Origin of the sequence: Sphingobium sp. CCH11-B1 (assembly GCF_001556865.1) — a bacterium.
Lineage (GTDB): Bacteria > Pseudomonadota > Alphaproteobacteria > Sphingomonadales > Sphingomonadaceae > Sphingobium.
On record NZ_LSJY01000064.1, the window covers coordinates 1 to 21,788 of the forward strand.

The following is a 21,788-nucleotide window of genomic DNA, read 5'->3' on the forward strand; positions in this document are numbered from 1 at the left end:
GCGCCCGCCCGATCCCGGGCAGCGGGCGCGGCATGATTCGAAACTCGCGCGCCTAGAGCATTTTCGAAGCGGACGGCGTCGTCCGCTGCCTGGGAAAATGCGGAAAACAAAAGATAACTGGAGCGTGATGCGATTCAGTATGAACGGATCATGCTCTAGAAACTGCCCCTCAACGTGATGCCATAGGTCCGGGGTTCCGCCAGATAGGCGGAGATCAGCTGGTTGGCCATCGGCGCGCCCAGCGCGAACTGGCCGGTGGTCGACGTTGCCGGGCTGCTCGACTGGAGCGGGCTGGAGAAGGCGACCTGCGTATAATCCTGGTTGAAGATATTCTGGCCCCAAAATTCCACAGCCCAGCGCTGGTTCGGCCCGCGAATGCCGATGCGGGCATTCACCACCGCAAAGCCGTCCTGCCGTTTTTCGGGGAACAGGTCTGACCCCGTGTTGAAGTCGCTGGTCAGGCGGCCATCGACGTAGAAGAGCGCCGACAACCCGTTCGATCCCAGCTCCGGCGTCCAGGCGGCGCTGGCCGTCGTCACGACTTGGGGGGCGTTGGAGTTGATCGATCCCGGCAGCAGGAACAGGGCCGGGTCGAGCGGCACGCGGCCGTCGGCGAACTTGGCCCGAGCGTAGGTCATACCGCCCGACACCCTGAAATTGCGCGCGGGACTTGCCGTCAGCTCCAGCTCGACACCCTGGCTGATCAGGCCCGGCGCGACATCGCCGTCCGCGCAGGTCCGGGCTGCCGACAGGGCGCCATCGCACCCGTTGATATTCTGGACGACGAAGCTGGTGCCGTTGAAGGTGTTCAGCTGGAAATTCTTGAATTCCTGCCGGAACGCCGCGATGTTCGCGCTCCATTTGGGCTGGCTGTATTTCAGACCGACTTCGAAGGCATCGACCTTTTCCGCGGCGAAGCGAAGACTGGCTGCATCGGCATTGGTGCGCGGCGCAAACACGGCAGGCACAGCGTTGAGGCCCGTCGATCCCAGCTGGAACCGGTCGAGATTATAGCCGCCGGCCTTATAGCCCTTGGAATAGCTGCCATAGAGCAGCAGTTCGTCCACCGGCTTCCACGACAGCACCGCCGTGCCGCTGAATTCCCCGTCGCTGATCCGGTCATTGAGGTCGAGCGCGTTCAGGCTGGTCGACGCATTGCCCAGGCACCCCAGCGTCAGGATGCCGCCGGCCAGCGCCGCCGCGCTTCCCAGCGCCGCATTGGTGGCGATAGGCGCAAGCGCGGGCTGGAGCGCCGCGCAGGTGGCATTGTTGTTGTTGAGATCGGCGGAGAACCGCTTGCGTTCCCGCGTGTAACGCAGTCCCAGAGTCAGATCGAGCTGCCGCGTGATGTGAATGATATTGTGGGTGAAGAGCGCCCAATTCTTGCTGCGCTGATAATAAAGCGAGCCGGTGTCGCCAGTGCCGGCGGGAATCGCCGCCAGCGCGCGCAGCCCGTTGCCAAGGCCTGTCGAAATGGCCGCTGCCTGCCCGTTGGCGATCGCCGTCGCCTGAGGTGCTGGAACACCCTGTGCGATCAGGCTGGCACGGATCGCCGGCGCAAGCCCCGCATTGAGGTTCGCCTGCGTGCCGGTGATCAGCGCCTGGGTCGCGACGCCGCTACCGCACGCCGCCAATTGCTGCGCGTTGAAATTGCTGGTCGCGCCAGCCCCCGCCATCAGACGGCAGGCCGCGAACCGGCCATAATCCGTGCCAAAGCGGATATTGTCCTGCAGCGTCAGTTTCTCGTCGGCATAATAGCCGCCCACCAGCCAGTCGAGCGCATCGCCGAACGCGCTGCCCTGCAGCCGCAATTCCTGCGTGAAGGTCTTGAACTGCCGCTGCGTGTTCGGATCGCGGTAGAGCAGGTCGGCGCGGTTATAGTCATAATCGCCATAGTCGCGCGAACGATAGTCGCGATAGGCCGTGATGCTGGTCAGTTTCGCGCCGCCAAAATCATAATTGACCTCGCCCGACACGCCCCAGTCCTTGAGCTTGCTCACATAGTCGCGACCCGGCGTGATGGTAAGTGCGCGATCATAGGGGTCGGCCGCGATGACGCTGCCCTGACCTGCAAGGATCGCGGCGATCCGGTTGAACGGGGCCGTATTATAGCCGCCGCCCGTTGCCGGCGTCCGCTCGCGCGCCTCGACATAGGCCGCGCCGCAGCAGCTTTCGTCGCGGTTGGTATAGTCGCCGATCAGGCGGATGGAGAGCGCGTCATTGGGTTCGATCAGCGCCTGCCCGCGCAGGAAATAGCGGTCACGGTCGTTGGTGTCGCCTATCTTGTTGCCGGCATTGTCGACCAGCTTGTAAAAGCCGTCGCGCTTGCTCCACACGCCGTCCAGCGCCAGCGCGATACTGTCGCTGATCGGCCCCGTGACGCGGCCCGACAGCCGCCAATAATCATAATTGCCATATGTGACCTCGCCCTTCGCGCTGAAGGTCTTTTCCGGCGCCTTGCTGATGATGTTGATAAGGCCGGCGGACGCATTGCGGCCGAACAACGTGCCTTGGGGACCACGCAGCACCTCGACCCGCTCGATCTCGCCCAGCTCGTTGAGGCCCGCGCCGGTGCGGGAGCGATAGACGCCGTCGATGAACACCGCCACCGAGCTTTCCAGGCCCGGATTGTCGCCCACCGTCCCGATGCCACGGATACGGGCGGACGCATTGGCTTCCGATCCGGTGGAAGACACCAACAGCGAAGGCGCGAGCTGGTTCAGCGTGCGGATATCGCTCGCGCCGCTATTCTGCATCGCCTGGCTCGACACCGCCGACACGGCGATGGGGACATCCGAAAGGGGGCTGGCGCGGCGAGTGGCAGTGACGATGATCTGCGCTTCGTCCTGGTCGGCGGCGGCCTCCTGCGGTGCGCTTTGGGAAGAGCCGCTCTCCTGAGCCATCGCGGGTGCGCTGGCGCTCAGGGCAACGGCCGCTACCGTCGTCAACCACAGACTCTTGTCGGTCATCATCTCATGTCCTCTCCTGGCCCGCGCGACTTTCTGCCACGTCGGGGCGTGACGGATTATGCTGATACAACAGGCGAAGCGCAAGAGACCGGCGCATTTCCGGGCTTTTTCCGCATGGACTGTGTATAATGCCAAGACACCGTTGTATCTTTGCAACAGCTCTCCTCCCGTTTACGTAAGGGAAGTTTACGATAAGGGAAAGCGGAGCAGCCGGTCAGCGACGGGTACCAGCGCAGCCGCACCCGGCCCCACCGCGCGGCGGATCTCCCCATGGCCCGCATCCAGCCCTCCGGTAAGCGCGCCCAGCGCCGGCAGGATAAGCTTCGTCGGCGACCCGACGAAACAACGGCGCGACACATGTCGCCCGCGCAGCGACAGGCGCAGCTTGGGATGGAAATGGCCGGAAATTTCGGGTCGGCTATCCCGAGCTTCGGCTTCGTGACGCAGCCAGATGCCCGCCACCTCCGCCTCCGCGACGCGCCTGCCGCCCGGCATAGCCGCGACGCCCGCATCGTGATTGCCGGTGATCCAGATCCAATCCAGCCGGCCTGTCAGCGCCGCCAGCCGCGCGCGCGCGCTTGCGTCGAGCCGCGCCGCACCCTCCGCATCATGGAAGCTGTCCCCCAGCGACCAGAGCCGCGTCGCTCCGGTCCGCGCCACCAGCGCCTCGATAAGGTCCAGCGTGGCTGCGCTGTCATGCGGGGGCAGGAACTGGCCGAAGCGCGCATACCAGCTTGCCTTTTCGAAATGCAGGTCAGCGACCAGCAAAGCCTGCTGCGCCGGCCAGTAGAGCGCCGCTTCGGGCAGCGCGAGAAATTCCTGGCCAGCGAACGAAAGGGGAACCATGCCCCGCCTATGCGCTTCTCCGCCGCGCCTTTCAAGAGGGCGCGCGACCGCCTATAGGCGTCGCCATGTCCGCCTTCACAATCGCCGCCCTCTATCAGTTCGCCCGCTTTCCCGATCCGCAGGCGATCGCCGCCGACCTGCGCGCGCTGTGCGCCGATCTCGAAACTTGCGGCACGCTGATCCTGGCGGGCGAGGGGATCAACGGCACCGTCGCGGGCAGCGCCCAGGTAATCGCGGCGCTGATCGGTCATATCCGCGCGCTGCCGGGGTGCGCCGACCTCGACGTCAAATACAGCTTCTGCGAAGATGCGCCCTTCGCCCGGATGAAGGTGAAGGTGAAGGCGGAGATCGTGACGCTGGGCGCTGGCGAGCTCGATCCCGCGACGCGGGCCGGCATCCATCTCGATCCTCGGCACTGGAACACCCTCCTCGCCGATCCTGACACGGTCGTCATCGACACGCGCAACGCCTATGAGGTCGCCTGCGGTACATTCGATGGCGCGATCGACCCGGAAACACGGTCCTTTCGCGATTTCCCCGCCTGGTTCGATGCCTTCGCAGCGCGATTGCGTGACGAAGGACGAACGCCGAAAATCGCCATGTTCTGTACCGGCGGCATACGCTGCGAAAAATCGACCGCCCTGGTCAAGGCGCGGGGCTTCGACGATGTCTATCATCTGAAAGGCGGCATCCTGCGCTATCTTGAGGAAGTACCCGAAGCGGAAAGCCGCTGGCAGGGCCAATGCTATGTCTTCGACGAACGGGTGACAGTGGGGCATGGCCTTGCGCCCGGTGACCATGTCACCTGCCGCGCCTGCGGCCTGCCGCATCCCCGCGACGCCGCGCATGACTGTCCGGGTGACGGCGCCTGGCCCCACCGGGCCTAATCGTCGCTCTCGACCAGTTCGGCAATCTCGAAGGCATAGCTTTTCCAGCCACGCATCCGCGCGCCGTCCGCCGCCGCCCCCCGCAGCTTCCGCGCTTCGGCCAGCGAACGCGTATGGCCCCAGAAGACTTCACTCTTCCCGTTTTCCAGAACAGCAACGATGCGCCAATAGTGGGTCAGCGGGTCCGCTGTCGGCCCGATCCGCTTCACATAACCATCGGGCATGGTTGCGGTCAGGTAACGCTTGCGCCGCGCCACCTGCTCACTCGCTATAGCGATGCAGTCCGCCGCCATGCGTGCGCAGCCAGGCGCGGGCAGGGCGGGGGTCTGTGCCCAGAATACGCGCATGGGCGGCATGGAAGGCCGGGCTGTGATCCATATGCAGCAGATGCGCCAGTTCATGCGCGACAGTCGCGCGCCGCACGTCCGGCGGTGCCAGGATCAGCCGCCAGCTGTAGCGGATCGCGCCCGTCGATGTGCAACTGCCCCAGCGGCTGCGCGGATCGCCCACGCCCACGGACAGGATGTTCAGACCGTGCTCCCGCGCCAGTTCACGGCTTTCGGCTTCCAGCACCGCCTTCGCCCGGCTGCGCAACCAGCGCATCACCCGTCCGCCCACCGACTCGGCCGCGCCGCCAAGGATCAGCCGGTCGCCGTCCAGCCGGATCGTGCGCGTCGCCCCCTCCGTCCAGCAGATGCGCACCTCGCGCCCCTCGAGGGGGAATAGCGCGCCGTCTGTCAACCGGGTCGCGGCCGGCTGTTTCGCCATCTGAGTCCGCACCCAGCCTTCGTGATCCTGCGCCCATCCCAATGCTTTTTTCAGGCTTGCGCGCGCCGGCAGCGACAGGCGCAATTCGCCCCGCGCCCCGTCCAGTGTCAACCGAAAGGCACGGGCGCGCGCGGATCGACGCACGCGCACCGGCATTGCCACGCCGTCGATCAGGATGGTCGCCCCGGCGTCAAAGCTCGCGGTCGACAAGATGATTCTCCCAGTCGCCGGCGTCGGCTTCCGCCACCGTCCAGCCGCGCACGGACTCGCCCGCGCGATGCACCGATTCCCGGTCGCCGCTGATCAGATAATGCCACGGCGGCAGCGGCAGGCCCTCGCCCCGCAATCGATAGGCGCAGGTGCGGGGCAGCCAGCCGATCTGCCTCACCTTGGTCGGTGTCAGGCGGACGCAATCGGGCACGAAGCTTCGGCGATTCTTGTAGTTGCTGCACTGGCCGCTTTGCCGGTCGAGTAGCCGGCAGGCGACGTTGGTCGGATAGATGCGGCCGCTATCCTCATCCTCGGCCTTGTGGAGGCAGCATTTGCCGCACCCGTCGCACAGGGCTTCCCATTCCGCGCGGTCCAGCTGATCCAGGGGTTTTTCCCAGAAAGGCGTCACTTGATCCATTTGTCCAGGAATGCCTGCACCTTGTCCGGCGCGCCTTCGTCCATGTTCGGGGTCGACGGATCGTCCACGGGCACCAATGCCACCGGCTTGCCGTCTCGATCGAACAGATAGGGCGTGCGACTGTGACTCACCAGATAGTCGCTCGCGCCCTCCGCCTTTTCGGGATTATAGATGACGACGAAGTCCTTGGCGACCTTTGCGATCTGCGCCTCCGTGCCAGTGAGGCCGATGAGGCGCGGATGGAAGGCGGCGACATAGGTTTTCAGCACGGCTGGCGTGTCACGCTTCGGATCGACGCTGATCAGCATCGGCTGCACCTTGGCCGCGAGCGCCGGCTTCTCCTTCTCGAACCGGGCGAAACCCTGCATGATGCGCTGCAGGTCCACCGGGCACACGTCCGGGCAATAGGTATAGCCGAAATAAACGATCCGGTACTGGCCCCTGAAATCCTCCCAGCGCGTGGGCTTGCCGTCCTGATTGGTCAGGGTGAAGGGGGCGCCGATCCGCGCGCCGGCCAGTTCGCCCTGCGCGCCGTCGCTTGATGCGTCGCCGCCCGCGCCCATATTGCATGCGGCCAGCAGGGCCAGCATCGGCAGGATGAGCAGGGATAGGGCGGAAGCCTTGGCGTCTTTGTTCATGGCACGGCCAGCCATGCCCTGCTAGGGATCGATTTGCAAACGCAACGGGGCGCATGATGACGACGAAGACGATTTCGGCCTTTATCGGTTTGGCGGCGCTGGCAATGGCCGCCGCCACGCCAGCGCGCGCGCAATTTTCCGACAATTATAATTTCCTGAAGGCGGTGAAGGACCGGGACGGGCAGAAAGTCACCGACCTCATCCAGAAGCCCGGCTCGACGGTCATCAACAGCCGGGACGTGACCAGCGGGGAAAACGCCCTCCATATCGTCGTCGCCCGCCGCGACGCGACCTGGCTCGGCTTCCTGCTGGCGAAGGGTGCCAATCCCAACCTTACGGACAATGACGGCAACACGCCTTTGATGGACGCGGTGCAGGGCCGGTTCGAAGAAGGCGTCCGCACTCTGCTCGCCAACCGCGCCCAGGTCGACAAGGTCAACGACAGCGGCGAAACCCCGCTCATCCGCGCGGTACAGCTTCGTGATGTCGGTCTTGTCCGGCTGCTGGTGGCGCAGGGTGCCAATCCCGATCGTCGCGACACCATCGCCGGCATGTCCGCTCGGGACTATGCCAAGCGCGACAACCGCACCCCGGGCCTTGCCGAAGCGCTGGATGCCGCAAAGACCGGCAGCAAGCCTGCCGGCCCGGTACAAGGCCCGGTCTTCTGACGGTGGCCTGACGGCTCTCTACCAGCCCAGTTCGGCGGCGTGATCGGGGTCGGCCAGCGCCGTCAGCCGCCGCGCCGCCCGGCGCGCGAAGCGCAGCGTCTCCGCCTTGCGCCGCGCCGCCGCCAACGGCTCGACCGGGGCAGGGCGCACCAGCTCCGCATCATATTGGTCCGCGACGATCAGGCCGGTGCGCGTCGGCCATAGCGCCTCGCTCTCGAACGGCGTCAGGTCGAACCCTGCGGGGACGGCCCAGAAGAAACGGTCACAATAGTCGAAATAATCCGGCCACTTCATGTCACCGACAAGGTCTGCCCGGCTGCACTTGATCTCCACGATCGTCAGCCGGCCGGCGGCATCGATGGCCATGATGTCCGCGCGCCTGCCATTGGGCAGCGGCACTTCCAATATGCCGCTCATGTCGTGGCGGAAAAACAGGCGCAACGTGCCCCGCGCTACCGCCAGCGCGGTGCCGTCGGTCAGAGGCGAACAGCTATCGGTCGTGGCGGCGTCCATTCCCCGATCATAGAACAATCAGGGAACAAATGAAAAGGCCGTTTCGGCATCCCAAAACAGCCTTTTCATCCTTGCTGACAGACAGGCAGGTTCAGCGATAGAAGATATGGTTGTCGATCGAGGCCAGCTTCGTCTTGCCCCAGGCCGGCGACACGCGGCGGGCGTGAAAATACAGCGCGCCTTCGGCCAGGCTGTCCCACTCGTCCTGCGAGGCGATCTGCGCGATCGCAACGGCTTCGCGCCAGCTGCGGCTTTCGGTGCGGATCGGCGGCATACCGCCGCCGCGCACGAAGCTGAACTGGCTCGGCTGATAGACAACGCCGCACAGGCTGCTGGCGAAGCGGCCGGACTTGGCCCGGTTGATGATCACCCGCGCGACAGCCAGTTGGCCCTCCAGGCTCTCGCCCTTCGCTTCGAAATAGACCGCTCCCGCCAGGCACTTCATGTCGCCATCAAGCTCCTCGGGCGCGCCTTGGGCGTCGACCAGAGCAGCGAGGCTGCGTGCCGGGACATTGGAGTCGGAAGAAAAGTCGGAATCGCCCTTGGGGGCGGCGGCCAGCGGCTGCGCGACTTCGCGCGGCGCGGCGAAAATGACGGGCTTCTGCCCTGTCGTCGCTTCAATGGGAAGCGTAGTGGCCGATGCCAGCGTCTCGCTCGCGATCGACATGTCGGACGCCATGACCGCTGCGGATACGGACAAGGCAAAGGCTGCGGCGATCGCAGCTTTCAGGCGGAAACTCATCGTGGCTCAAAATAAGGCGGTTCTTGGCCTGGGCGTCGTTTTTAACCCAAATCTTCTCTCGACGACCGGCCGCCCCCCGTCTGCGTGTTTACCGCGCCCGCCCCTCATGGACGAATGCGGCAACCTGCGCGTTGGCGTGGGCGGCCCTGTGCACGGACCATGACGATGAGTCAACGATCAGCAGATCGTTTCAGCGGCGAACCGTTCCGCATCCGGGATGTCGAGTTCTATTATCCACAGGTCGGGGTCCGACCTGCGCCGACGCGCCAGATATTGATCCAGCGCCTCCGGCCCTTCGTCGACCGAGGGGCCACAGCGCATCAACGCGCCACTGCCAAGAAGGTTCGAAACGCGCTCAAAAAGCCCCTGATACACCCCTTTTTCAAGGGCCTGCACCAGGATCACGCCACTGATCGGGTCTCCTTTCGCCAGCACCGTTGCAAAGCCGCCGCTGTCGTTCACCCGGCGGCGGAGCGCCCCCACCAGCATCTCGCTGGTGAGCCGCGGATCAGCCGACATAGCCGGGCAGTGAGGAGAGGGGGAATTGCGATCGCATGAAAGTGCCGGTGCCGCGTCCCACTTCCTCGCCGTCCGAATCGATCAGGCTCGCCTCGGCGACATACACGCGCCGCCGGCCGCTGATCCACCGCCCTTCGGCGCGGATTCGCCCCGGCCCGATCGGGCGGGTGAAGAGCAGGTTGAATGCGGTCGTCAGCAGGAAACGGTCGCTGACCAGGCTGTTGGCCGCATAAAAGGCCGCATCGTCGAGCATCTTGAAATAGACGGTCCCATGCACCGCCCCGGCGGCGTGGAACTGGGTCTCGTCGACGTCGAAATCGATGATGGAGCGGCCGGCTTCGGGAATTGCGAGTTCGGATCGGAACAGCCGGTTGATCGGCGCGGACCGATAAAGCGATTCGAGGGCGCGGAAGTGCGCCGCCTCACCGCTCGGCCCGTCAGGCAGCGTCACGCGCGCCCGCGCCGGACAACAGCGCGTGGAGCGCCCCGGTCGACTTGGCCCCGCGCAACCGCGCCACGACGGTCTCGTCGCGCAGATAGCGGGACACGCGCGCCAGCGTCTTCAGATGCTCGGCGCCGCTGTCCTGCGGCGACAAAAGGGCGAACACGACATCCACCGGCGCATCGTCCACCGCGTCGAAAGGCACCGCAGGGTCCAGCAGAACGACCACGCCGCACATCCGCTCCAGCCCCGGTATCTTGGCATGGGGAATCGCGACCCCGCCGCCAAAGCCGGTCGAACCCAGCCGCTCGCGCTCGAACAGGGCGTCGCCCACTTCGTCCGCATCCAGGTCATAGGCGCGCTTTGCGAGCAAGGCGATCTTTTGGAACAGGGCTTTCTTGCCATTGGCGGCTAGGCCCGTAGCCAACGCTTCGGGCGAAACGATGTCGTTGAAATGAACCATGGTCAATCCGAACCGGCCGAGCCGCGCCTCAAATTTCCGCGCGCTCCTCGGACTATCAAAGCCCGGCCCCATAAGCCCCCTGTCGAAAGAGGTCAACAGGCGGGCAGGGCGTGGGGAGCAGGGGGCGGGCGCTTTTCGACGCCCGCCCCCATCGTCTGTCATTTGCGGGATTCTGTCCCACCGCAGCCGATGACTTCAGCCACGGGGTTTTACCCAGCCGCCACCCGTGGCTTCAGCCACGGGGTTCTACCCACCCTATCGTGCCGTCATGGCGGCGATAGACCATGTTGTAGGCGGATGTGCCCGCATTCAGGAAAAGCAGCGCGTTTGTGTTGCGCAAGTCCAGCATCATGACCGCGTCGGACACGCTGGCTTCGGGGATGTCGACGCGCGTCTCCGCGACAATCAGCGGCGCATCGACCGCTTCCTCCTCGTCGCTGCCGCCGGCAAAGATGGTGTATCCCGCTCCGTCGATCTCATCCAGGGCATAGCCATTGCTGCGCTGCGCCTCGGCCGCTGCCGCCTGCGCGCTGCGGTCCTTCAGCCGGCGCATGTAGCGGCGCAGCTGCTTTTCGATCCGGTCGGCCGCCTGGTCGAAGGACGGGTGTGCCTCCTGCGCTTCGCCCGCGCCCTTGAGGATCAGGCCGGTCATCACATGGCAAACGATGTCGCAGTGGAAAGCGCCGTGGGGCGCGGTTCGGAATGTCACCTGGGCGGAAAGCGCGCGGGAGAAATATTTCTCGGCCATCGCCTGCAAACGGTCGGTGACGTGACTCTTGAGCGCGTCGCCCGTTTCGACCTGATGTCCGGAAACACGAATATCCATATGCCTTCTCCTTGTTCTTGCCGCGCCGCCGGGAAGACGGCGCGGTTCATTCGGGAGGCATAGGCCATTGGGTAAGGGTCTATGCCTCCTGCAACCAGAGCGGCTCCTTCAGCGTCGCGACGAACGCTGCATGCCGCTCCAGCTCCTCCGCGCCGGCCGCAAAGACCCGCGCAGGACGTACAGGGCGAACCGTGGCGCCAGCCGTCAGTTCCACCCGCACAGTCTCTTTTACCTCTTCCTGTGCCAGACCCAGGCCGATCTGCCGGCCGCCGGTCAATTCGATGTAAAGCTGCGCCAGCAGTTCCGCGTCCAGCAGCGCGCCATGCTTGACGCGATGGCTGCGGTCGATGCCGTAACGGGTGCAGAGCGCGTCCAGGCTGTGTTTCGCACCGGGATGCAATTGTCGCGCGATCGCGACAGTGTCGATCATCCTGTCCATCGATACTTCGGGATGACCGCACAGCTTCAATTCATGGTTGAGGAAGCCGAAGTCGAAGCGCGCATTATGCGCGACCAGCGGGCTGTCCTCCAGAAATTCCATCAGCTCCAGCGCGCCGCGTGCGAACACCGGATGCTTGGACAGGAAATCCGCCGACAGGCCATGCACGGCGAAGGCGGCGGCGGGCATGTCGCGCTCGGGATGATAATAAGCGTGGAAGGTCCGACCCGTCGGCACCCGGTTGATCAGCTCGATGCACCCGATCTCTACCAGCCGGTCGCCCGATGCGGGATCGAATCCCGTCGTTTCGGTATCGAAAATGACCTCGCGCATCGCCCTCTTCGCATCGACTCTGTGACTTGACCTTATCGGCCTGTCTTCGCCCCAAGGCAAGCGACCAGTCGCCGTACCTGCGCTTGCGTATCGGTGAATGTGGTGCCGGTTCGGATGATATGGTCCGCCCGCCGTCGCTTCTCTGCGTCCGGGGTCTGCAGCCGCACGATCTGCCGGAATTTGGCCGGCGTCATTCCCGGCCGCGCCAGCACCCGCTTACGCTGTTTCCACGCGGGCGCGGTGACGACGATCACCCCGCTCAGCTTCTTGTGCCCATGGGTCTCGAACAGCAGGGGGATGTCGAGAATCACGAACTTGCGGCTGCCATGGCGGCGCAGGAAGGCGCGCCGGCTGGCCTGTACCGCCGGATGGACGATCGCTTCAAGGGCGCGGCGCTCGTGCGGATGGCCGAACACCGCCGCGCCCAGTTTCGCGCGATCGACCCCCGCCGGGCCGGTCGTGCCGGGGAAACGCGCCTCGATCGCGGGTAGCAGCGCACCGCCAGGCCCTTGCAAGCGATGCACCTCGGCATCGGCGTCGAACAGCGGCACGCCTTCGCGTCGGAACATCGCCGCCACCGCCGACTTGCCCATGCCGATCGATCCGGTCAGGCCGTAAATCTTCATCTAGGGCGTCGCTGTCAGCAGCGCTCGCAACTCCGCATCCAGCTCGCGGGGCGCGACCGCATCGAAGAAGATGTCGAATGCCAGCGCGGCCTGCCCGATCAGCATTTCGAGGCCGTCGAGCGTCTTGAGGCCCCGCGCCCGCGCCGCCTTCAGCAATCCGGTTTCGAGCGGCGCATAGACGATGTCATAGACGGTCGCGCTGTCGGGCAGGGGAGAGAGGTCCAGCTCCAGAACGGGCTGTCCGACCATGCCGAGCGAGGTGGAGTTGACCAGCAGATCGACGGCCGGCAGGCGATCGGTAAGCGCCATGACACGGCCCTTCACCCCGGCCCGGTCGAGCAGTGCCTGCCCCTTGGCCGCGTCGCGCGCCATGATGACGATCTCCTGCACGCCCAGCGTCGTGAGCGCGAACAGGATCGCGCGCGCCGCTCCGCCCGCGCCGATGATGAGCGCGCTCTTGCCCTTCCACTTGTCGCGCAGCAGCGGCTGGAGGAAGCCGCCCGCATCGGTGTTGGTACCGATCAGCGGTCCGCCGGTTTCGCTGGCGATGGTGTTGATCGCGCCGATCCGCTCCTGCACCCCGCCCGGATCGTCGACATAGTCCATCACCGCGATCTTGTGGGGGATGGTGACATTGCACCCCAACCAGTCCGGATCGGCCCGCCGCATCAGGAAATAGGCGGACAGGCCCTCCGCCGTCACATGCGTCTTGCGATATTCCGCCTCTATATCGAGCGCATTCAGCCAGAAATTATGGATCAGCGGCGATTTGCTGTGCGCGATCGGGTCGCCGATCACCTCGGCATAGGGAAGCGTGTCTGTCATGCCGCCAGAACGCCGCGCACGCGCAGAAAGTCAAGGAGGGGGAGCAGCGGCAAACCCTGAATCGCGAACTGGCTGCCTTCAACCCGGCTGAACAGTTGCGCGCCCGGCCCCTCGATCCGGTAACATCCCACGCACCAGCGCAGTTGTTCCCAGTCCGCCTCCAGATAGGCATCGATGAAACTGTCGGACAACGGCCGCACCGTCATCCGCACCCGCTCGACGTGCCGCCAGATCGGCCCGCCATTCAATGCGATCACCGCAGCGCTGTGGAGATGATGCACCCGCCCGGACAGGAGGCGCAGGATGCGCCGCGCATCCTCCCGATCAACGGCCTTGTCGATCATCTCGCCGCGCGCCTCGCTTTCGCCGATCGACAGCGTCTGGTCGCATCCCAGCACCAGCGCGCCGGGCGCCCGCCGCGACACGCGCAGCGCCTTCAGCTCCGCCAGCGCGTCTGCCAGGGCGCGCGCGTCGAGTCCGTCCGCGCGCAGCGCCTCCTTTGCCGCCTCCTCGTCCACCTGCGGCGACAACGCCTCGAACGGAACCTGCGCCGCCTCCAGCATCGCCCGCCGGCTCGCGCTTTGCGACGCCAGCACGATCATGCGCCCGCCCCCGCCAGACCGTCGGCGCCTTCGGCGAGTTCACGGTCGTTGAACAGGTTGATGATCGCGGCGGCCGCCTCCTCGATCGAACGGCGAGTCATGTCGATCACAGGCCAGCCATTGTCGGCGAACATGCGCCGGGCGAAGGCCAGCTCAGCCTGCACCTTGTCATTGTCGACATAGGCGGTCTCGGGCGCCTGGTTGAGCGACAGCAGCCGGTTGCGCCGTATCTGGATCAATCGTTCCGGACTGACGGTCAGGCCCACGACCATGGGATGCTTCAGCGAAAACAGGCTGCGCGGCGGCGGCGATTCCGGCACCAGCGGGATGTTCGCGGTCTTATATCCCCGGTTGGCAAGGTAGATGGATGTGGGCGTCTTGGACGCACGCGACACGCCCGCCAGGACGATGTCGGCTTCCTCCCAATTTTCATGGCCCACGCCATCGTCATGGGCGATGGTGAACTGGATGGCCTCGATCCGCGCGAAATAGGCTTCGTCCAGGATATGCTTGCGGCCCGGCCGCGTCCGCGTCTCCTGCCCCAATATGTTGGACAGCGCGTCCGCCACGCTGTCGAGCGCGGCGACATGGGGCAGGCCTAGCGCCCGGCACCGTGTTTCGAGCCGTTTGCGCAGGGGATGGTTGGTAAGGGTGAAGAGCACGAGGCCGGGGTTCGCGGCGATTTCCTCCATGATCCGGTCGAGATGGACATCGGAGCGCACCATGGGCCAGAAGTGGCGGATCGCCTCGACATTCTCGAACAGGCCGATCGACGCCTTGGCGATATTCTCCAGCGTCTCGCCGGTGGAGTCGGACAGCAGGTGCAGGTGGATGCGCGCCATAGGGCATCTCTGTGGGCAGCTTGTGGATAAAGCAAGGGATGAAATCGGGGATGAAATGCCACCCGCATCCCGTCCCCGCAGTCCCGACTCTTATCCACAAGGGCCCAACAAGCCCCCATTTTCATCCACATGCTGTGGATAACGGGGATGAACATACTGACTCGGACGGCAAAGCGTGGGCCCGGGGAGTCAAGCTGTTGGCAAAACCGGGCACAGCGCATAAATCCCGCTGCCAACGGAGCATCTATCTCCATCAACCTTTGAATCTAATATTAAAGAGAGAGTCTGATGCGCCAGGAAAACCGGGTGGACCCCGCCCGAACGGCTTTGCAACCCAAGCCACTGATGGCCGTCCTCCACGGCGAGGTGCCTGCCGTGCCACCAATGTGGCTGATGCGCCAGGCGGGCCGCTACTTGCCCGAATATCGTGCGCTGCGGGCGCAGAAGGGCGGCTTTCTCGAACTGGTCTATGACAGCGAGGCCGCGGCCGAAGTAACCCTCCAGCCGCTCCGACGCTTCGGTTTCGACGGCGCAATCCTCTTTTCCGACATATTGATCGTCCCCTACGCCATGGGGCAGGATCTGTGGTTCGAAGCCGGCGAGGGCCCACGCCTCGCGCCGATCCTTGGCGACACCGACCTGTCGGCGCTGACGCCCGACTTTTCCCGCTTCGACGCCGTCTATGAAACGGTCAGGCTGGTGAAGGCGGCGCTCGATCCTGCCGTTACCTTCCTTGGCTTTGCCGGCAGCCCCTGGACCGTCGCCACCTATATGGTCGCGGGACAGGGCAGCAAGGATCATGCGGCCGCGCGGCGCATGGCCTACAGCCAAGCGGACCGTTTCGCCGCCCTCATCGATGCGATCGTCGACGCGACCGTCACTTATCTGTCCGGCCAGATCGCGGCCGGGGTGGAAGCGGTGCAGCTGTTCGACAGCTGGGCCGGCAGCCTTGCGCCCACGCAATTCGAACGCTGGGTGATAGAACCCAACCGCCGCATCGTGGAACGGCTGAAGGCCATCCATCCGGATGTCCCCGTGATCGGCTTTCCCAAGGGTGCGGGCGCGAAGCTCGCCGACTATGCCCGTCTGACCGGCGTCGATGCCGTGGGTGTCGATGAAACGATCGATCCGCACTGGGCCAATGAAGCGCTGCCCGCCGGCATGCCGGTGCAAGGCAATCTCGATCCGCTGGCTCTGGTCGCCGGCGGCCGCGCGGTGGAGGAGGCGGTCGACACCATTCGCACAGCCTTTTTTGGCCGCCCCCATATCTTCAACCTCGGCCATGGCATATTGCCCGACACGCCCATCGCGCATGTCGAAGCACTCATTGGCCATGTGCGGCAAGCAAGGGAACCTGACTGATGCCCTATCTCGGCGCTGCCTATCTCTGGGTGAAGGCCGCCCATGTCATCTTCGTCATCTTCCTGATGGCGGGGCTGTTCATGATGCCGCGCTTCTTCGTCTATCATCAGGAAACCGCGCCGGGATCGCCGGAGGATCGCAAATGGGTGGAGCGCGAAACACGCCTGCTCAAGATTATCCTCAACCCATCGCTGACGCTGGTCTGGATCTTTGGCTTGATGCTGATGGTGGAGATCGGCGCCTGGAACTTCGGCTGGTTCCACCTGAAGCTGCTCTTCGTACTTGGCCTCTCGGCCTATCATGGCTGGATCGCCGGCTATGCCAAAAAGCTGGACAAGGGGCAGCGTCCCCTGTCCGACAGGCAGTTGCGCATGATGAACGAGATACCCGGTATCGCCGCCGCGATCATCGTCGTCGCAGTGATCGTCAAGCCCTTCTGATGCTCATGTCCTAAAGGCGGCGCATCATGTTACAAGGATGCTGCCGCTTTTCGATAGGACCAGTCCCGCGCAACTTTATGTCAATTTTTGCGGGAAATATGCGAAGTTAAGCCGGATCGACCGCAATATTGTCGATAAGGCGCGTCCGTCCCAACCGTGCCGCACCCAGCAGCCGCGCGGGGCGATCCAGCACCGTCATGGGTTCAAGGGTGACCGCGTCGCACAGCGTCACATAATCGATAGGATCGAAGCCGTGCTGGCCGAGCGTCGCGATCGCCTTCGCCAGCGCCCCCTCCACAGCCTCGCCCTTCTCGATCTGCCGTTTCGCCTCGCCCAGCGCGCGGGGCAGCGCCAGCGCCGCCTTGCGCTCCGCATCGCTCAGATAGGCGTTGCGCGAGGAGAGGGCGAGCCCGTCCTCCGCGCGCTGCGTCGGCAGCCCGACAATCTCGATGGGAAGGTTCAGGTCCGCGACCATGCGCCGGATGACGGCAAGCTGCTGATAATCCTTCTCGCCAAAGATCGCGACGTCGGGTTGCACCTGATTGAACAGCTTGGCGACGACGGTCGCGACGCCGTCGAAATGACCCGGCCGCGCCGCGCCGTCCAGCCCTTCGCTGACGCCCGACACGCTGATATTGGTGGCGAAACCTGCCGGATACATGACCTCGACCGTAGGCGCCCAGAGCATGTCCACGCCCGCCGCGGCCAGCATCTGCGCATCCTTGGCCTCCCGCCTTGGGTAGGCGTCCAGATCCTCGTTCGGCCCGAATTGTTTGGGATTGACGAAGATCGACACGGCCACATGCCGCCCGTGCCGCTGTGCTTCCTCCACCAATGCCATATGCCCGTCATGCAGCGCGCCCATGGTGGGCACCAGCACTAGCGGCTTTCCGTCGCGTTTCAGCGCGGCCACGGCGGCGCGCAGGGCGGGCAGGTCACGCAGCGTTTGCACGGAAGGTTGGGCTCCGATAAGGGCGTTTGAAACAGGGATCACCTGCTAGGCACGGGCCGGCGGGACCGTCAACATAGATTGCGACAACAAGGGTTATCACCGGACCAATGGCCACTCCGCAGCCGCACCTCATCGTCTTCGCCAATGAAAAGGGCGGCACCGGCAAGTCGACCACGGCGGTCCATACCGCCATCGCCTTGACGACGCTGGGCCACAGGGTCGGCATGATCGATCTCGATCCGCGCCAGCGCACCGTCACTCGCTACATGGAAAACCGCGCCGAAACCGCGCGCCGCCGCAGCATAGATCTTCCCGCGCCGGATTTCGCGGTGTTGAAGGGTGACAGCATCGACGCGCTGGAGGCGGAATCGGCCGCGGTGTCGGAGGGGAAGGATTTCCTGATCGTCGACACGCCCGGCCGCGACGATGCCTTCGCCCGGCACATGGCGGCGCGCGCCAACACGCTGGTGACGCCGATGAACGACAGTTTCGTCGATTTCGACCTGATCGGTCAGGTGGACGCCGAAACCTTCAAGGTGCGCCGCCTGTCCTTTTATTCCGAACTGATCTTCGAAGCGCGCAAGACCCGCGCGAAGGCGGACGGCGTGTCGATCGACTGGGTGGTGCTGCGCAACCGTGTCCAGCATCATGACGCCCGCAACAAGAAGCGGGTGGGCGACGCGCTCATGGAACTGTCCCGCCGCGTTGGCTTCCGCGTCATTCCCGGCTTGTCGGAACGCGTGATCTTCCGCGAACTCTTCCCCTCGGGCCTCACGCTGCTCGACAAGGGGCATCTGGGCGATCTGGGCGTCAGCCATATCGCCGCGCGGCAGGAACTGCGCGAAATGGTGTCGGGCCTCGCCCTTCCCACCCGCGATGGTGCCGTGCCGATGGATATGCTCGGCGCTGCCTGATGGGCCTGCTGGCGCTGCTGCTGGCCGGCCTTGCGGTCTGGCTGATCTGGACGGGAAGGCTGCAACGCATGACGGCGAAGGATGGCATGGCCCTGGGCGCGGCGCTGGTGGGCGCGGTGCTGGCGGCCAAGGGCAAGCCGGTGATTGGCGCGCCGCTGCTGATCGGCGCGGCGCTCTTTTTCGCCAGACAGGGCAACAGGCGCGCTGCCACCCGTAAGCGGGCCGTTCCTGCGCCACCGCGCGCCGATGATGTGGCGAAGGCGCGCGCCCTGCTCGGCGTATCACCGGACGCTGATCCCGCCGCCATCCGGGCGGCCCACCGCCGCCTCATCGCTTCTGTCCATCCCGATAAAGGTGGCACCGAAGCGCTCGCGGCCCAGATCAACGCCGCCCGCGACCTGCTGCTTGGCCAGCGGCAGGAGGGATGAGCCATATCTTCCACCCCACGCTGCTGCGCGACTATGATCTGCGCGGCACCGTGGGGAAGACGCTGCACCGGGCCGACGCATGGGCGGTGGGCCGTTGTTTCGGCACCGTCATTGCCCGGACAGGGGGCCGTCGGATAGCCGTCGGCTATGACGGGCGGTTGAGTTCGCAGATGCTGGAAGCCGCGCTGGTCGACGGTCTTGTCGCGACCGGCATCGACGTGCTCCGCATCGGCCTTGGTCCGACGCCCATGCTATATCATGCCGAAGCGACTGGCGATGTCGATGGCGGCATCCAGATAACCGGCAGCCATAATCCCGCCGACGACAATGGCTTCAAACTGGTGCATGGCCACGCCCCTTTCTTCGGCGCGGACATCCAGCGGCTGGGCGACATGGCGGCGGCGGGCGATTGGACAACCGGCGCGGGCAAGGTCGAAACAATCGGCCTGATGGATGCCTATGTCGACCGCCTCCTGCAGTCTTTCGACGGCGCGTCCTTTCGCATCGGCTGGGATGCCGGCAACGGGGCGGCCGGCAAAGTGGTCGAGAAGCTGACGCAGCGCCTCGCTGGTGAGCATCATCTGCTCTTCACCGATGTGGACGGTCATTTCCCCAACCATCATCCCGATCCTTCCGTGGAGGCGAATCTGGACGATCTGCGCGCGCTCGTCCTTGCCAAGCGGCTCGATTTCGGAGTGGCTTTTGATGGCGACGGCGACCGGATCGGCGTGATTGACGGGCAGGGCCGTACCATCGCGAGCGATCGGCTACTTGCGCTCTTCGCCGCCGATATCCTCGAAAACCGGCCCGGCGCGCGCATCATTGCCGATGTGAAGACCAGCCAGCGCGTGTTCGACCGCATCGCCGCGCTCGGTGGCCGCGGCGACATGTGGAAGGCCGGTCACAGCCATATCAAGTCCAGAATGAAGCAGACTGGCGCGCTTCTGGGCGGCGAAACCACCGGCCACTTCTTCTTCGCCGACGATTATCCAGGTTATGATGATGGCCTATATACCGCCGTCCGGCTGATCCGCCTCTTGCGACGGGGTGGTCAAACCCTCGCTGCGCTGGCGGACGAACTGCCCAGCAGCGTCATCACGCCCGAGCTTCGCTTCCCGGTGACGGAGGAACGCAAGTTCGCCGTGGTGGAGGAAGTGACGGCGCGGTTGCTGGCGATGGATGCGGCGGTCACGCTGATCGACGGCGTCCGCGTATGCACGCCGGATGGCTGGTGGCTGCTTCGCGCGTCCAACACCCAGGCAGCACTCGTCGCGCGTGCAGAAGCGGTGGACGAAGCGGCGCTCGCCAGGTTGCTGGATCAGGTCGATTCGCAGCTTGCCGAATCGGACGTGCGTCGAATCGGGTGATTCGGGCGCATGTTTCGACTGCCAAGCACCGCACAGTAGGATTTTTCATCGATAATTGACGTTACGGAAACAAGCGGTGACGGTGACGATTGCATCAAACGCAATCAGAGCCACGTCTTTCGCATTTGCGATATGAAGCGCCGCGACGCACAAAGAACGGGCCTTTCAGGCATCCTCTCCTAAAACTTTCAAGCCGCCCTCGTTGGCGGCTTTTTTTTGTGCATTTTTCCGGCCGCTGTCGTCGCGTCGCCGTAGCGTCGTGGACCCACCGGCCGTCAAAGGCGCGGACGCGACACAACAGCAACACTGGAAATTAACGCAATCTGCGCTAAGCGCATGGCTCCCCTGCCGGTCTGGCGCGTTGGCAGCGTCGCTGAACGGCACAAGACAAGTCGCAAAATAGCAGAGGATCTGCCATGCCCGTTCGCCGCCGTTTTACCCCCCATCTGGCACAATGGCTGTTCGCCACGGCCGCGCTTGCCGCGCCGGGTTCCGCTTGGGCCGGGGGTTTCTATCTTCAGGAACAATCGCCCGTCGAAATCGGCCGCGCCCTGTCGGGTGGCGCTGCAGCCGGCGACGATCCGTCCACCATCTATTTCAATCCAGCGGCCATGACGCAGCTTGAGGGCATCCAGCTCTCTGGCGGCGCCTCCGCGCTTCTCGCTTCCGCCCACCAGACCAACCGTGGCACTTACCGCTCCGTGCCCGGCTCGGCCTTGCGCGTCCCGGTGCAGGGCAATGACGGTGGCAATCCCTTCGACAGCGTCATTCCCGTGCCCAGCTTCTACGCCAGCGCGCAGGTGACCGACCGCCTTTGGCTGGGCCTGGGCGTCAACGCGCCCTTCGGTCTGAAGCTTGGCTATGACGATGGCTTCTTCGGCCGCTACGACTCGCTCTACACCGATCTCAAAACCTATAATATCCAGCCCTCTGCCGCCTATAAGCTGACCGACAATCTCTCCATCGGCGGTGGCGTCGACGTGCAATATGTGAAGGCGGAACTCACCAACGCGCTGCCGCAACTGTCCCCGCTCGCGCCGTCGGACGGCTTCGCCCGGCTCAAGGGCAACGACTGGTCCGTAGGCTGGAACGCCGGTCTCTTCTACACCACGGGCGACACCAATTTCGGAATCCATTATCGCTCTGGCATCAACCATCGGCTGGCGGGCACCCAGTCCGTATCGGGCCTGATCGGCCCGATCGCCGCGGGCAACGGCGATTTCGCCGCGACCGCGCCGCTCGACCTGCCCGACATTGTCACCGTGTCGATGATGCACAAGCTGACTCCCAGGCTGCGCGCGATGCTGACCGGCAAATGGTATAATTGGTCGAAGTTCAAGGGCATCGCCGTCACCTCGGCAACCGGCACGACCAACAAGGAACTGGACTATCGCGACAGCTATTCGTTCAGCGCGGGCGGCGAATATGACGTCAGCCCGGCGCTGACGCTGCGCGCGGGCACCATGTTCGACCGCACGCCTACCAATCCGCAGCATCTGACGACCCGCGTGCCCGATGGCGATCGCGTATGGCTGACCGGGGGCGCGACCTTCAACATCTCGCCGGCGGCGGCGCTGAACCTCAGCTATGCCCATACCTTCGTCGAAAAGGCGAACATCATCCGCCCGGACAGCTATTTCCCCGCTCCGGCGACCGTCACCGCCACCACCCTGGCGCAGACGAGCGGCAATGCGGATCAGGTCGCGGCTTCGGTGACGCTCCGCTTCTAATATCGAGCGCGAATGACTA

The 21,788-nt window shown here is 64.8% G+C and carries 26 protein-coding genes; 8 read left to right on the forward strand and 18 right to left on the reverse strand.

Going from position 1 to position 21,788, the window contains the following annotated elements; genetic code table 11:
- Window positions 1-155: 155 nt before the first annotated feature.
- Window positions 156-2,969, reverse strand: coding sequence for a TonB-dependent receptor (locus AX724_RS06815; protein WP_066764794.1), 2,814 nt, complete (start codon window positions 2,967-2,969; stop codon window positions 156-158).
- A 186-nt stretch (window positions 2,970-3,155) separates the two neighbouring features.
- Entirely contained in the window at window positions 3,156-3,815 is a 660-nt protein-coding gene (gene pdeM, locus AX724_RS06820; RefSeq protein WP_066764687.1) for a ligase-associated DNA damage response endonuclease PdeM, read from the reverse strand.
- 65 nt (window positions 3,816-3,880) lie between these two features.
- Here pdeM and trhO point away from each other — a divergent pair, with 65 nt between their 5' ends.
- Window positions 3,881-4,702 (forward strand): oxygen-dependent tRNA uridine(34) hydroxylase TrhO, encoded by an 822-nt coding sequence (gene trhO / locus AX724_RS06825; RefSeq protein WP_066764689.1) that lies wholly within the window; start codon window positions 3,881-3,883, stop codon window positions 4,700-4,702.
- On the opposite strand, the gene AX724_RS06830 is transcribed toward trhO, so the two are convergent.
- The 4 genes from AX724_RS06830 to AX724_RS06845 are packed head-to-tail and all read right to left on the reverse strand — an operon-like array spanning window position 4,699 to window position 6,751.
- Complete coding sequence (locus AX724_RS06830) at window positions 4,699-4,959, reverse strand: hypothetical protein (protein WP_066764690.1); 261 nt, start codon at window positions 4,957-4,959, stop codon at window positions 4,699-4,701. The two genes, trhO and AX724_RS06830, sit on opposite strands and share 4 nt — an antisense overlap.
- A 4-nt stretch (window positions 4,960-4,963) precedes the next feature.
- Window positions 4,964-5,626 carry a YgjP family zinc-dependent metalloprotease gene (locus tag AX724_RS06835; protein WP_156448014.1) on the reverse strand — a complete coding sequence of 221 codons (663 nt, stop codon included), beginning with the start codon at window positions 5,624-5,626 and terminating at the stop codon, window positions 4,964-4,966.
- Window positions 5,627-5,660: 34 nt separating this feature from the next.
- Window positions 5,661-6,098 carry a YcgN family cysteine cluster protein gene (locus AX724_RS06840; protein ID WP_066764700.1) on the reverse strand — a complete coding sequence of 146 codons (438 nt, stop codon included), beginning with the start codon at window positions 6,096-6,098 and terminating at the stop codon, window positions 5,661-5,663.
- Window positions 6,086-6,751, reverse strand: coding sequence for an SCO family protein (locus AX724_RS06845; RefSeq protein ID WP_197421500.1), 666 nt, complete (start codon window positions 6,749-6,751; stop codon window positions 6,086-6,088). Before AX724_RS06845 ends, AX724_RS06840 begins: the two co-directional genes overlap by 13 nt.
- A 41-nt stretch (window positions 6,752-6,792) precedes the next feature.
- On the opposite strand from AX724_RS06845, the gene AX724_RS06850 reads away from it, so the two are divergent.
- Window positions 6,793-7,404 (forward strand): ankyrin repeat domain-containing protein, encoded by a 612-nt coding sequence (locus AX724_RS06850; protein ID WP_082733425.1) that lies wholly within the window; start codon window positions 6,793-6,795, stop codon window positions 7,402-7,404.
- A gap of 18 nt (window positions 7,405-7,422) precedes the next feature.
- On the opposite strand, the gene AX724_RS06855 is transcribed toward AX724_RS06850, so the two are convergent.
- The 11 genes from AX724_RS06855 to AX724_RS06905 all read right to left on the reverse strand — a co-directional run bounded on the left by AX724_RS06855 (window position 7,423) and on the right by AX724_RS06905 (window position 14,576).
- A complete protein-coding gene (locus AX724_RS06855; RefSeq protein WP_066764708.1) occupies window positions 7,423-7,917 on the reverse strand; it encodes an MmcB family DNA repair protein in 495 nt (164 codons plus the stop codon).
- 91 nt (window positions 7,918-8,008) lie between these two features.
- Window positions 8,009-8,659, reverse strand: coding sequence for a cell wall hydrolase (locus AX724_RS06860; RefSeq protein WP_066764710.1), 651 nt, complete (start codon window positions 8,657-8,659; stop codon window positions 8,009-8,011).
- A 177-nt stretch (window positions 8,660-8,836) separates the two neighbouring features.
- Window positions 8,837-9,178, reverse strand: coding sequence for a DUF1491 family protein (locus tag AX724_RS06865; protein WP_066764714.1), 342 nt, complete (start codon window positions 9,176-9,178; stop codon window positions 8,837-8,839).
- The gene (locus AX724_RS06870) at window positions 9,168-9,629 is read right to left on the reverse strand and encodes a PaaI family thioesterase (protein WP_066764718.1); all 462 of its coding nucleotides are present in this window, start codon (window positions 9,627-9,629) and stop codon (window positions 9,168-9,170) included. Before AX724_RS06870 ends, AX724_RS06865 begins: the two co-directional genes overlap by 11 nt.
- The gene (locus AX724_RS06875; RefSeq protein ID WP_066764798.1) at window positions 9,616-10,083 is read right to left on the reverse strand and encodes a PTS sugar transporter subunit IIA; all 468 of its coding nucleotides are present in this window, start codon (window positions 10,081-10,083) and stop codon (window positions 9,616-9,618) included. Before AX724_RS06875 ends, AX724_RS06870 begins: the two co-directional genes overlap by 14 nt.
- Window positions 10,084-10,315: 232 nt before the next feature.
- Window positions 10,316-10,909 carry a ribosome hibernation-promoting factor, HPF/YfiA family gene (gene hpf, locus AX724_RS06880; RefSeq protein WP_066764721.1) on the reverse strand — a complete coding sequence of 198 codons (594 nt, stop codon included), beginning with the start codon at window positions 10,907-10,909 and terminating at the stop codon, window positions 10,316-10,318.
- Between the two features lie 79 nt (window positions 10,910-10,988).
- Window positions 10,989-11,681, reverse strand: coding sequence for a DNA polymerase III subunit epsilon (gene dnaQ / locus AX724_RS06885; protein ID WP_066764723.1), 693 nt, complete (start codon window positions 11,679-11,681; stop codon window positions 10,989-10,991).
- Between the two features lie 32 nt (window positions 11,682-11,713).
- The gene (gene coaE / locus AX724_RS06890) at window positions 11,714-12,307 is read right to left on the reverse strand and encodes a dephospho-CoA kinase (protein WP_066764725.1); all 594 of its coding nucleotides are present in this window, start codon (window positions 12,305-12,307) and stop codon (window positions 11,714-11,716) included.
- Complete coding sequence (gene aroE, locus AX724_RS06895; RefSeq protein ID WP_066764727.1) at window positions 12,308-13,132, reverse strand: shikimate dehydrogenase; 825 nt, start codon at window positions 13,130-13,132, stop codon at window positions 12,308-12,310.
- Window positions 13,129-13,734, reverse strand: coding sequence for a Maf family protein (locus tag AX724_RS06900; RefSeq protein ID WP_066764730.1), 606 nt, complete (start codon window positions 13,732-13,734; stop codon window positions 13,129-13,131). The genes aroE and AX724_RS06900 overlap by 4 nt, the downstream gene beginning before the upstream one ends.
- Window positions 13,731-14,576 carry a pyruvate, water dikinase regulatory protein gene (locus tag AX724_RS06905; protein ID WP_066764733.1) on the reverse strand — a complete coding sequence of 282 codons (846 nt, stop codon included), beginning with the start codon at window positions 14,574-14,576 and terminating at the stop codon, window positions 13,731-13,733. The genes AX724_RS06900 and AX724_RS06905 overlap by 4 nt, the downstream gene beginning before the upstream one ends.
- Before the next feature lie 288 nt (window positions 14,577-14,864).
- On the opposite strand from AX724_RS06905, the gene hemE reads away from it, so the two are divergent.
- Window positions 14,865-15,938: a uroporphyrinogen decarboxylase gene (gene hemE, locus AX724_RS06910; RefSeq protein ID WP_066764736.1), complete on the forward strand. Its 1,074-nt coding sequence runs from the start codon at window positions 14,865-14,867 to the stop codon at window positions 15,936-15,938.
- Window positions 15,938-16,378, forward strand: coding sequence for a CopD family protein (locus AX724_RS06915; protein WP_066764738.1), 441 nt, complete (start codon window positions 15,938-15,940; stop codon window positions 16,376-16,378). The genes hemE and AX724_RS06915 overlap by 1 nt, the downstream gene beginning before the upstream one ends.
- A gap of 106 nt (window positions 16,379-16,484) precedes the next feature.
- On the opposite strand, the gene panC is transcribed toward AX724_RS06915, so the two are convergent.
- Complete coding sequence (gene panC / locus AX724_RS06920; RefSeq protein WP_066764741.1) at window positions 16,485-17,330, reverse strand: pantoate--beta-alanine ligase; 846 nt, start codon at window positions 17,328-17,330, stop codon at window positions 16,485-16,487.
- Window positions 17,331-17,437: 107 nt separating this feature from the next.
- Here panC and AX724_RS06925 point away from each other — a divergent pair, with 107 nt between their 5' ends.
- The 4 genes from AX724_RS06925 (at window position 17,438) to AX724_RS06940 (ending at window position 21,769) form a co-directional block, all read left to right on the forward strand.
- A complete protein-coding gene (locus tag AX724_RS06925; RefSeq protein WP_066764743.1) occupies window positions 17,438-18,244 on the forward strand; it encodes a division plane positioning ATPase MipZ in 807 nt (268 codons plus the stop codon).
- Window positions 18,244-18,672: a DnaJ domain-containing protein gene (locus tag AX724_RS06930; RefSeq protein WP_066764745.1), complete on the forward strand. Its 429-nt coding sequence runs from the start codon at window positions 18,244-18,246 to the stop codon at window positions 18,670-18,672. Before AX724_RS06925 ends, AX724_RS06930 begins: the two co-directional genes overlap by 1 nt.
- A complete protein-coding gene (pgmG, locus tag AX724_RS06935; RefSeq protein ID WP_066764748.1) occupies window positions 18,669-20,039 on the forward strand; it encodes a phosphoglucomutase/phosphomannomutase PgmG in 1,371 nt (456 codons plus the stop codon). Before AX724_RS06930 ends, pgmG begins: the two co-directional genes overlap by 4 nt.
- Before the next feature lie 416 nt (window positions 20,040-20,455).
- The gene (locus AX724_RS06940; protein ID WP_066764750.1) at window positions 20,456-21,769 is read left to right on the forward strand and encodes an OmpP1/FadL family transporter; all 1,314 of its coding nucleotides are present in this window, start codon (window positions 20,456-20,458) and stop codon (window positions 21,767-21,769) included.
- The last annotated feature ends 19 nt before the right edge of the window (window positions 21,770-21,788 follow it).

What these genes read in the sequence shown, in the direction of transcription:
- coaE (WP_066764725.1), bottom strand. Translation starts at nt 12,307, where the DNA reads ATGAAGATTTACGGCCTGACCGGATCGATCGGCATGGGCAAGTCGGCG.
- trhO (WP_066764689.1), top strand. Translation starts at nt 3,881, where the DNA reads ATGTCCGCCTTCACAATCGCCGCCCTCTATCAGTTCGCCCGCTTTCCC.
- AX724_RS06840 (WP_066764700.1), bottom strand. Translation starts at nt 6,098, where the DNA reads ATGGATCAAGTGACGCCTTTCTGGGAAAAACCCCTGGATCAGCTGGAC.
- pgmG (WP_066764748.1), top strand. Translation starts at nt 18,669, where the DNA reads ATGAGCCATATCTTCCACCCCACGCTGCTGCGCGACTATGATCTGCGC.
- AX724_RS06940 (WP_066764750.1), top strand. Translation starts at nt 20,456, where the DNA reads ATGCCCGTTCGCCGCCGTTTTACCCCCCATCTGGCACAATGGCTGTTC.
- AX724_RS06865 (WP_066764714.1), bottom strand. Translation starts at nt 9,178, where the DNA reads ATGTCGGCTGATCCGCGGCTCACCAGCGAGATGCTGGTGGGGGCGCTC.
- AX724_RS06850 (WP_082733425.1), top strand. Translation starts at nt 6,793, where the DNA reads ATGACGACGAAGACGATTTCGGCCTTTATCGGTTTGGCGGCGCTGGCA.
- pdeM (WP_066764687.1), bottom strand. Translation starts at nt 3,815, where the DNA reads ATGGTTCCCCTTTCGTTCGCTGGCCAGGAATTTCTCGCGCTGCCCGAA.
- AX724_RS06845 (WP_197421500.1), bottom strand. Translation starts at nt 6,751, where the DNA reads ATGGCTGGCCGTGCCATGAACAAAGACGCCAAGGCTTCCGCCCTATCC.
- AX724_RS06900 (WP_066764730.1), bottom strand. Translation starts at nt 13,734, where the DNA reads ATGATCGTGCTGGCGTCGCAAAGCGCGAGCCGGCGGGCGATGCTGGAG.
- hemE (WP_066764736.1), top strand. Translation starts at nt 14,865, where the DNA reads ATGCGCCAGGAAAACCGGGTGGACCCCGCCCGAACGGCTTTGCAACCC.
- AX724_RS06855 (WP_066764708.1), bottom strand. Translation starts at nt 7,917, where the DNA reads ATGGACGCCGCCACGACCGATAGCTGTTCGCCTCTGACCGACGGCACC.
- AX724_RS06835 (WP_156448014.1), bottom strand. Translation starts at nt 5,626, where the DNA reads ATGCCGGTGCGCGTGCGTCGATCCGCGCGCGCCCGTGCCTTTCGGTTG.
- AX724_RS06875 (WP_066764798.1), bottom strand. Translation starts at nt 10,083, where the DNA reads ATGGTTCATTTCAACGACATCGTTTCGCCCGAAGCGTTGGCTACGGGC.
- dnaQ (WP_066764723.1), bottom strand. Translation starts at nt 11,681, where the DNA reads ATGCGCGAGGTCATTTTCGATACCGAAACGACGGGATTCGATCCCGCA.
- AX724_RS06815 (WP_066764794.1), bottom strand. Translation starts at nt 2,969, where the DNA reads ATGACCGACAAGAGTCTGTGGTTGACGACGGTAGCGGCCGTTGCCCTG.
- AX724_RS06905 (WP_066764733.1), bottom strand. Translation starts at nt 14,576, where the DNA reads ATGGCGCGCATCCACCTGCACCTGCTGTCCGACTCCACCGGCGAGACG.
- AX724_RS06860 (WP_066764710.1), bottom strand. Translation starts at nt 8,659, where the DNA reads ATGAGTTTCCGCCTGAAAGCTGCGATCGCCGCAGCCTTTGCCTTGTCC.
- AX724_RS06915 (WP_066764738.1), top strand. Translation starts at nt 15,938, where the DNA reads ATGCCCTATCTCGGCGCTGCCTATCTCTGGGTGAAGGCCGCCCATGTC.
- AX724_RS06930 (WP_066764745.1), top strand. Translation starts at nt 18,244, where the DNA reads ATGGGCCTGCTGGCGCTGCTGCTGGCCGGCCTTGCGGTCTGGCTGATC.
- aroE (WP_066764727.1), bottom strand. Translation starts at nt 13,132, where the DNA reads ATGACAGACACGCTTCCCTATGCCGAGGTGATCGGCGACCCGATCGCG.
- AX724_RS06925 (WP_066764743.1), top strand. Translation starts at nt 17,438, where the DNA reads ATGGCCACTCCGCAGCCGCACCTCATCGTCTTCGCCAATGAAAAGGGC.
- hpf (WP_066764721.1), bottom strand. Translation starts at nt 10,909, where the DNA reads ATGGATATTCGTGTTTCCGGACATCAGGTCGAAACGGGCGACGCGCTC.